The 8959-nt window shown below is 33.1% G+C and carries 10 protein-coding genes; 3 read left to right on the plus strand and 7 right to left on the minus strand.

Annotated features, from left to right (window positions below):
• The first annotated feature begins 556 nt into the window (after positions 1-556).
• Positions 557-1216, plus strand: coding sequence for a histidine phosphatase family protein (locus V7056_RS16935; protein WP_499703583.1), 660 nt, complete (start codon positions 557-559; stop codon positions 1214-1216).
• 42 nt (positions 1217-1258) lie between these two features.
• On the opposite strand, the gene V7056_RS16940 is transcribed toward V7056_RS16935, so the two are convergent.
• The 3 genes from V7056_RS16940 to mce are packed head-to-tail and all read right to left on the minus strand — an operon-like array spanning position 1259 to position 4363.
• On the minus strand, positions 1259-2377 hold the full coding sequence (locus tag V7056_RS16940) for a M20/M25/M40 family metallo-hydrolase (protein ID WP_499703584.1): 1119 nt from the start codon (positions 2375-2377) through the stop codon (positions 1259-1261).
• Between the two features lie 38 nt (positions 2378-2415).
• Entirely contained in the window at positions 2416-3957 is a 1542-nt protein-coding gene (locus V7056_RS16945; protein ID WP_499703585.1) for an acyl-CoA carboxylase subunit beta, read from the minus strand.
• Between the two features lies 1 nt (position 3958).
• Complete coding sequence (gene mce / locus V7056_RS16950; protein WP_499703586.1) at positions 3959-4363, minus strand: methylmalonyl-CoA epimerase; 405 nt, start codon at positions 4361-4363, stop codon at positions 3959-3961.
• 125 nt (positions 4364-4488) lie between these two features.
• On the opposite strand from mce, the gene prli42 reads away from it, so the two are divergent.
• The gene (gene prli42 / locus V7056_RS16955; protein ID WP_499703587.1) at positions 4489-4581 is read left to right on the plus strand and encodes a stressosome-associated protein Prli42; all 93 of its coding nucleotides are present in this window, start codon (positions 4489-4491) and stop codon (positions 4579-4581) included.
• Between the two features lie 56 nt (positions 4582-4637).
• Here the strand turns inward: prli42 and V7056_RS16960 are convergent, their stop codons facing one another.
• A complete protein-coding gene (locus tag V7056_RS16960) occupies positions 4638-5144 on the minus strand; it encodes a L,D-transpeptidase (protein ID WP_499703588.1) in 507 nt (168 codons plus the stop codon).
• 21 nt (positions 5145-5165) lie between these two features.
• On the minus strand, positions 5166-6131 hold the full coding sequence (locus tag V7056_RS16965) for an aromatic acid exporter family protein (protein ID WP_499703589.1): 966 nt from the start codon (positions 6129-6131) through the stop codon (positions 5166-5168).
• 159 nt (positions 6132-6290) lie between these two features.
• On the opposite strand from V7056_RS16965, the gene V7056_RS16970 reads away from it, so the two are divergent.
• Positions 6291-6815: an acyl-CoA thioesterase gene (locus V7056_RS16970; RefSeq protein ID WP_499703590.1), complete on the plus strand. Its 525-nt coding sequence runs from the start codon at positions 6291-6293 to the stop codon at positions 6813-6815.
• An 87-nt stretch (positions 6816-6902) separates the two neighbouring features.
• Here the strand turns inward: V7056_RS16970 and V7056_RS16975 are convergent, their stop codons facing one another.
• Together V7056_RS16975 and V7056_RS16980 are read right to left on the minus strand one after the other, a co-directional pair.
• Entirely contained in the window at positions 6903-8453 is a 1551-nt protein-coding gene (locus V7056_RS16975; protein ID WP_499703591.1) for a solute symporter family protein, read from the minus strand.
• A 2-nt stretch (positions 8454-8455) separates the two neighbouring features.
• Positions 8456-8803, minus strand: coding sequence for a DUF485 domain-containing protein (locus V7056_RS16980; protein ID WP_499703592.1), 348 nt, complete (start codon positions 8801-8803; stop codon positions 8456-8458).
• Positions 8804-8959: the final 156 nt, after the last annotated feature.

Here is an 8959-nt window from a genome sequence, read left to right on the forward strand (position 1 = left end):
ATATAACCATGGTAATGATAAATATATTGAAAGTAATAACCACATGAACGACATCGTGTGACTAAACCAAAATTTCTTCTGAATTGTAAAATAGTATTTTCTATTTTTTTGCTTTTTAATAGGAGTAAGATTAGGCTTCATTATTCTCCCCCCATCATTCTTTTTAAACTGGAAGTGAAAAAGGTTTCATATTTTGTATAGGTATTATATCACAATAACGAAAATAATGTTAATAAAATCATTTTTTAAATAACTCCTAACAAAAACGCAATAATATCAACATAAAACAAGTTATAAATAAACATCCATTAGTACAAATAAATATACAAAAACACACAACGTTTTATTAGTATAATATTTAATATACATAATATTGTTACTAATTCTTTATTTATTGTAAGAATCTTATTGTTTCCTTTTTGCTTTCTGAAATTCATTAGTAGATTCACTTAGTTTATACATCATCTGATTTGAATTTTTCATGCCACATCAAATAATTTGTTTTAAAATACTGAAAATTATAAAATATATTAAGAACTAAACATTTAAAAATGAGGTGGTTTCAATCGAAAAGAAAATAAATTTATACTGTATTAGACACGGGGAAACGTATTTAAATCGATACAAAAGAATGCAAGGTTGGGCTGATAGCCCTTTAACGGAAGAAGGTAAGTTGGTGGCAATTGAAGCTGGCAAAAAGCTTTCTACTATACATTTCGATCGAGTATATACTAGCGATTCAGGCCGTACGGTTGAAACTGCAGAAATCCTACTTCAACAAAATCAATATAAGATACCTGCCATTCAAAAAAGAAAAGCATTCCGGGAAACATTTTTCGGTAGTTTTGAGGGAGAATTTTCGGAGATTGCGTTAGGTAAAGTAGCAAATGAACAAGGTTATGATAACTTTAAAGAAATGTTTCGAAATCATTCACTTGAAGAAATAACGAATTTCATAAAAAAATCTGATCCATATCATCATGCAGAAGATTATCACGAATTATGGGAACGATTAGAAATAGGGTTAAATGAAGTCGTATCTGAAAGCTCGAATCAAGTTGAAAATATTTTACTTGTCACTCATGGAAATATTATTAGAAATATTGTTAGAAAATTTTCCGAAGACTTAGATATTCAAGTTGAAATAAAAAACTCGAGTATCACCATACTAGAATATACAAACGATTTATATAAAGTTATTTCTTTTAATCAATAAAAAATAAAAGACGAAACATTCGTTTCGTCTTTTTGTATATTATTATTTTGCTACTTCTTTAACAATTGCAATAACCATTTCAGCAGATTTAACTAATTCTTTGATTGGCATTTTTTCATTTGTTGTGTGGATTTCTTCATAACCAATTGCTAAGTTCACAATTGGGAAGCCGTGTCCTGCAAATACATTCGCATCAGAACCACCGCCACTTTGCTGTAATGCTGGTGTACGACCAATTGCTTCAGCAGCACGTTTTGCTACTTCTACAACATGATCACCTTCACCGAATTTGAATCCTGGATACATAATTTGAACTTCAACTTCCGCACGTCCGCCCATTTCTGATGCTACATCTTCAAATGCAGCTTTCATTTTAGCAACTTGTGCTTCCATTTTCTCGCCAATTAATGAACGAGCTTCTGCAAGAATATTCACTTGATCACATACAATGTTTGTTGCACTTCCGCCTTCGAAACGACCGATATTAGCAGTTGTTTCTTCGTCAATACGACCCAATGGCATTCTAGCAATTGCTTTTGAAGCGATTGTAATTGCAGAAACACCTTTTTCTGGAGCTACACCAGCATGAGCAGTTTTCCCATAAATTGTAGCGATTACTTTCGCTTGAGTTGGAGCAGCTACAATGATATTTCCTACTTCTTCATCGCTATCTAAAGCATAGCCAAATTTAGTTGTGATTAATTTTGGATCCATTGCTTTTGCACCATGTAATCCTGATTCTTCACCAACAGAAATGATAAATTGAATTTCACCATGTTCAATATTTTGTTCCTTGATTACTTTAACCGCTTCTAAAAATGCAGCGATACCAGCTTTATCATCAGCACCAAGAATTGTTGTGCCATCAGTTACTACTTTACCATCAACGATTGAAGGTTTGATGCCTTTACCTGGTGTTACTGTATCCATATGACAAGAGAAGAAAATACCATCTACTCCTTCTTTTGTAGCAGGAATAGTTGCAATAATGTTACCAGCACCATGACCAGTCACACCCATTGTGTCATCTTCAAATACATTCATTCCAAGCGCTTCTAATTTTTGTTTTAAAACCTTTGCAATTTCAGCTTCAAACTTAGTTTCAGAGTCAACTTGTACTAATTCTAAAAATTCGTCAACTATACGTTGTTCATTAATCATATGTGATACGCCTCCAATAAAAGTATGTAGAAAAATGTCTATAAGGGTATATTACCATGTTTTTTGGCTGGGCGCTTTTCATTTTTCGTTTTTAATACTTCTAATGACTGAATCAACTTTTTACGAGTATCTCGAGGATCAATCACATCGTCTACTAATCCATATTTTGCTGCTACATATGGATTAGAGAATTTTTCTTTGTATTGGTCCATCCATTCAGCTCGTAGAACTTCAGGATTTTTACTCTGACTGATTTCCTTGCCATAAAGTATATTAACAGCTCCTGCAGCACCCATAACTGCAATTTCAGCATTTGGCCAAGCAAAAACTAAATCCGCTCCAATTGACTTACTATTTAAAGCTACATATGCACCACCAAAAGCTTTTCTAGTAATAACTGTAATTTTTGGGACCGTCGCTTCAGAATATGCATATAACAGCTTCGCACCATGTCTTATTATACCTCCATGCTCTTGTTTTACACCGGGAAAAAATCCAGTTACATCAACAAAAGTAATAAGAGGAATATTAAAACTATCACAAAAACGAATGAATCTTGCTCCCTTATCTGCCGAATGGATATCTAATCCCCCAGCCATTACTTTCGGTTGATTACAAACTAACCCTACAACTTCTCCGTTTACCCTAGCAAATCCGATTACTAAATTTTTAGCAAAATCTTTTTGTACTTCTAAAAAAGACTCATCATCTACGATCATTGAAACAATATTTTTCACGTCATAGGGGCGACTACTGTCATCTGGAATACAGTCTAATAAATCTTCTAAATCTTTATCATTTTTTGAATAACTAGGTGTTTTTTCTTCCCAATGTGAAGGTAAATAGTCTAATAAACTTCTAACAACACGAAGTGCTTCCTCTTCTGTTTTCGCTTGAAAATGTGCATTTCCGCTTATTTCATTGTGAACCTTTGCACCACCTAAATCTTCTGCAGAAATTTTTTCTCCAGTCACACTCTCTATTACTTTTGGTCCTGTTATAAACATTTGGCTACTTTCATTGACCATAATGACAAAATCAGTAATCGCTGGTGAATATACAGCTCCTCCAGCACATGGACCCATAATAACGGAAATTTGTGGGACGACTCCAGAATAAATCGTATTGCGATAAAAAACGTGACCATAACCGTCTAAGGATAAAACCCCTTCTTGTATCCGTGCACCACCGGAATCATTTAATCCAATAATTGGTGCCTTACATTGAACAGCCATGTCCATCAATTGACTTATTTTTTTAGCATGCATTTCACCTAGCGCTCCACCAAACACTGTAAAATCCTGTGAAAATACAAAAACTGTTCTTCCTTTAATTTTCCCATATCCAGTTACGACACCATCACATGCGCCATTTTGTTCGTCCATTCCAAAATCAGTACAACGATGCTGTACAAACGCATATAACTCAACAAAGCTATTCTCATCTAGTAATAGTTCGATTCGTTCTCTAGCCGTGTATTTTCCTCGTTCATGTTGTTTATCTATCCGTTCATAACCTCCACCAAGCTCAACTTCAGACTTTTTTTCATACAATTCATAGATTGCATCATATTTACTCATCTCAAAGGTCTCCTTTTTCTACAATTTCAATTAACATTCCAAATTGTTTTGGATGAATAAAAAATATTTTCGAACCATGGCTACCTTTTCGAGGTGTATCCTGAAGCAAATGAAATTGACGTTTTTTTAAATCTGTAATGGCTTTGTCAATATTCTCAACTCTAAAAGCTATATGGTGCAGTCCTTCACCTTTTTTTTCAATATATTTATAAACTGGGCTAATAGGAGAAAGTGGTTGAATTAATTCAATATTTACATTTGCCGTTTTAAAGAATGCAACTTCCACACCTTGTTCTTCAACAATTTCTCGATAAGAACAATTTAGCTGTAATTCAGTTTCATATTTATAAATGCTACTATTTAAGTCTTTTACACAAATTGCCATATGATCAATATTTATGAACATTGCTTGTCCTCTCCCTCAAAACAAATGCTTTTCTATCATTCATATGCTAAAATGGGACAAGACTTGTATAATTTTTAATAAATTAAAGTGAAAGTTTATTTAATTAGTAAGGTGGTAATGAACATATGAGAAAAAAAACACAAAAAATCGTCGTTATAATCATGTTAATTTCAATGCTTGCGACTACTTTATTAGCAGGAATCTCTTCATTTCTATAAACAATCAAAAAAGGTTGCGTGAAACTGGATTTTACTAGTTTTACGCAACCTTTTCTTTATTTAATTGCTCCTTTTTCTTTCGCTATTTGAAGAAATGTTTTTGTGGTAGTTGTAATAAAAACTTTTGTTCCGTATGGGGTTTTGTCATAAAGCTCATTTACATCATTTGTATGCATTCTTACACAACCATTTGATATGTATTTACCAATTGAAGATGGATCATTATTACCATGGATTCCATAAATTGATCCGTTAGTGTTGAGTGCATCAAATCCAATCCACCTCGATCCTAATGGATTTTTTGGATCGCCTCCTGGAATATTTTTTTTCTTCCAATAAGGAAACTTAGCTTTATACATAGCATTAAACATACCCTCAGGTGTCAAGTCGCTTGTTTTTCCTGTTGCAACTTTATATACTTTTTGAATTTTCCCGTCATCAATAAAGGCTAATTGATTTACTTTCTTATTAATAATGATAAATGGATCTCCTAGCTTTGGGTTTTGCCCGAGTGGCCAAACCGGACTAATGACAAGAAATAGTGAAATAACAAGCTTAAGCAAATTAGTACTCCTACCTCCCTCTTAAACACTTTTAGCGTATTTTTCCTTAAACTTAGCTTTCATAACCAAAAAACTTTCCATTTCATGAATGATCATCAGTATAAAAGCCCGTGTTTCCAAATCATCTGGTGTATGAGGTAGTGGCATTGATCGAAACATTTTATAAATTTCTTCTAATTGATGAATACAAATTACACCAGTAACTCTAGGATTTAATGAATAGCATAAATCTTTAAAGAAACTTGCTAAAATATCCGATTGTTCGTTACTTACTTGAATGACTGACAATGTGTGAATGATTCTTTTTAAAATGACTAACTGTCTTTCTCTCATTAAAAAATAATCATAGTCTTCGTCGTTTGTCGTTCGTATATAATGGTTCTCCATTTCGAGTTTAGCAACTTTTTTTGCTTTATCTAGCAAAGCACATGTTTCTTCATATTCTTCTAAATGGCTACTTTTGGAAGGATCATTTAAAAAAATAGAAATTTTTTCGAATATAAAACAAAACTTTGAATCAATTTGTTCTTTATATATTTTTATTTCATCCTCCAAACTTGGCATATATAAATTACATAACAGTGCAATACCCATCCCAACTGTAATAATACATATTTCATTGACTACGATTGCTAATGTCATTTTTTCTAAACCATATAAATGAAGCATAATGACTGCACTGGAAATAACCCCTTCTTGAATTTTTAAATAAACCAAAGTGGGGATAAAAAATAATAATAGTAATCCAATAGCAAAGGGATTATAACCTATTAAGTGGAATATCATGAAACAAAACATTATAATTAACATGCATGCTAAGAATCGTCGTAATACTGTTTCTAAAGATCGCCTCTTAGTAGGTTGAATACAAAGTATTGTTAATATGCCCGCTGAAGCGTAAAAACTTAAACCCAGCGTTTGAGCAATAAAGATAGCCACTGAGCTACCTAAAGCAGTTTTCACTACTCGAGAACCAATTCTATACATAAAATCACCTAGTTCTATGATTTTACTTTCTGCAATTTTTAATTCTCTTTTATCATGAATTAACTATTTCTATAAATGAATCTATTTTATAAAACCATGCTTATCAGCTTTTTAGTTTGGTGAAAATAGAAATATTCTAAAAAAAGGTGTGAGCTGCTTATGAGTTCAAAATATTGCCACGAATCTCGTGCTACTTTAATTATTCGCGTATTCCCTACTGATTTAAATAATCACCGTACATTATTCGGGGGGAAAATTCTAGCCGATATGGATATGACAGCTTCAATTACTGCTTCTAGGCATGCTAGAACAAAATGTGTAACAGCGTCAATCGATCACGTTGACTTTTTACATCCAGTAACTGAACAAGATTGTATATCTTATGAATCATTTATTGTTTTAACGGGCAGATCATCAATGGTTATTTTTGTAAAAGCTATTGCAGAGAATCTATTAACTGGAGAGCGCAGAGTTGCTGCTACTTCATTCTTAACATTTGTAGGGATGAAGGATGACAAAACTGTACCAGTTCCATCAATCATTCTAGAAACTGAAGAAGAAAGAGAATTAGCTGAGATTGCAAAAGCTAGAATTGAAAATCGAAAAAATAACAAACTGATTAGTAAAAATATCGCGAGTATTATTTCTACAAAACCATTGAAATTAAGACAAAATGAAGAATAAATCATAATGTAAAAAGCTGAAGGAATCGCTCCTTCAGCTTTTTATTTTCCGACCTATAATGATTCTACTGAACCATTCGTTAATCGTTTAATGAGATGAAACCCCTTCAACACCGTGACCAGTATTTGATTTAACTAAAATCTCATCGAACTTTGCTTCGTTTTCTTTTTTACTTGAAAGAATTGTACCTAAAAATGCCGTAATAAAGCCCAAAGGAATAGAGATGATTCCAGGATTCGTTAAACTGATTAAAGGATCACCAACAAAAATAGCTTTTCCTTCAATAGGACTCCAAATATTTGGGCTGATTGCTACTAATATAATCGCAGAAAGCAAGCCTGTTAACATTCCCACAATTGCTCCTGTAGTATTGAATCGTTTCCAATAAATTGTAAATAAAATAACTGGTAGATTTGCACTTGCAGCAACTGCAAATGCTAAGGAAACTAAAAACGCAACGTTTAATGATTGTGCAAAAATCGCTAGAATGATTGACAATATAGCTACACCAATAGATGCATATCTTGCCATTGATACTTGTTCTTTTTCAGTTGCCTGACCTCTTCTTAGGATTTCATTATAGAAATCATGAGCAAAAGCAGATGCCGCAGTTAAGACTAAGCCTGCTACTACTGCTAAGATCGTAGCGAATGCAACTGCTGATACAAAGGCAAATAAGAAATTACCGCCTAATACTTCTGCTAATAAAGGTGCTGCCATGTTTCCAGCTGGATTTGCTTTAATAATTTCCGCGTTCCCTACAAATGCTGCGGCGCCGAAACCAAGGAAAATCGTCATAATATAGAAAGCACCAATCAACCATGTAGCATACACAACAGATTTACGAGCTGTTTTTGCATCTCGTACGGTAAAGAAACGAACAAGAATATGAGGTAAACCCGCAGTACCAAGTACAAGGGCTATATTTAACGAAAGTGTATCTAAGCCATTTGTATATTTCACACCAGGATTTAAAAAAGTCTCCTTCAAAGGAGTTGCGGTTTTCATTTGACTAAACATTTCTGTAATACTATAGTCAAATTTTGCAAATACGATAATTGAAATGACTAAAGTTCCAAGCATTAGGAGTACAGCTTTTACAATTTGCACCCAGCTTGTAGCTGTCATACCACCAAAAATTACATACACAGTCATTAGTACACCTACAATTAATACTGCAGTTGTATACTCAATTCCTAATAATAATTTGATCAGTGCTCCTGCACCTACTAGCTGTGCAATCATATAGAAAATAGAAATTGTCATTGTATTTAAAGCTGCTACACCTCGTACCTTTCTTTGATCGAATCTTGCAGCAATCATATCTGCTAAAGTGTATTTACCAAGATTTCTTAATGGTTCTGCTACCAAATAAAGTACAACAAGATAAGCAACTAGAAAGCCGATACTATAGAAAAAGCCATCAAATCCAGTTAAAGCAATTGCGCCGGCTATACCTAAAAATGAAGCAGCAGACATATAGTCACCTGCAATTGCAAGTCCATTTTGCCAGCCTGTCAATCCGCCACCTGCAGTGTAAAAGTCCTTTGCATCTTTCGTTTTTTTAGAAGCGTAATATGTAATGACGAGTGTCCCTAGTACAATGATTAAAAATAGCGTAAAGGCATACGTATTCAAAATTACTCTCCTCCTTTATTTAACTTCTTCACAATTCCTTCAGACATTTCATCGAATGATTTTGCCTTTTTATGATAGATCATACATAATCCCCAAGTCATAATGAATTGCGCAAAAGCAAAAATCCAAGCCCAGGTAATATCACCAATCGCTTTCGAATTCAAAACTTTAGAATAAGACGTCATTAATGGTAAAGCGATGTAAAAGCATAAAAAGAAAATTGACATAGGTAAAATGAATTTTCTTTTCGCCTTTAATAGTTCTTTAAATTCTGGGGATTTCGCTACTTCGGAGTAAACGTTTTCAGTTTTTACATTATTTTTTTCAATTTCCNNTTGTTTCTTGAATATGAGTAGCAAAACAAGTCCAAAAAAGAATAAAAAGAAAGTTAGAAAACTCTAACAAAACGAAAGAATATTCAGAAACTTATATTTATTGTATTTCATTTGTTAGAGATTAATAAAATGTTTTCGTATGACAAAAAATATGAAATTTCTCTTTTAGAT

Origin of the sequence: Bacillus sp. JJ664, from assembly GCF_036962205.1 — a bacterium.
Classification (GTDB): domain Bacteria; phylum Bacillota; class Bacilli; order Bacillales; family Bacillaceae_G; genus Gottfriedia.

Bases quoted from the DNA above. Each gene is read 5' to 3' on its own strand.
- prli42 (WP_499703587.1), top strand. From the start codon at position 4,489: ATGAGAAAAAAAACACAAAAAATCGTCGTTATAATCATGTTAATTTCA.
- V7056_RS16945 (WP_499703585.1), bottom strand. From the start codon at position 3,957: ATGAGTAAATATGATGCAATCTATGAATTGTATGAAAAAAAGTCTGAA.
- V7056_RS16970 (WP_499703590.1), top strand. From the start codon at position 6,291: ATGAGTTCAAAATATTGCCACGAATCTCGTGCTACTTTAATTATTCGC.
- mce (WP_499703586.1), bottom strand. From the start codon at position 4,363: ATGTTCATAAATATTGATCATATGGCAATTTGTGTAAAAGACTTAAAT.
- V7056_RS16965 (WP_499703589.1), bottom strand. From the start codon at position 6,131: ATGTATAGAATTGGTTCTCGAGTAGTGAAAACTGCTTTAGGTAGCTCA.
- V7056_RS16940 (WP_499703584.1), bottom strand. From the start codon at position 2,377: ATGATTAATGAACAACGTATAGTTGACGAATTTTTAGAATTAGTACAA.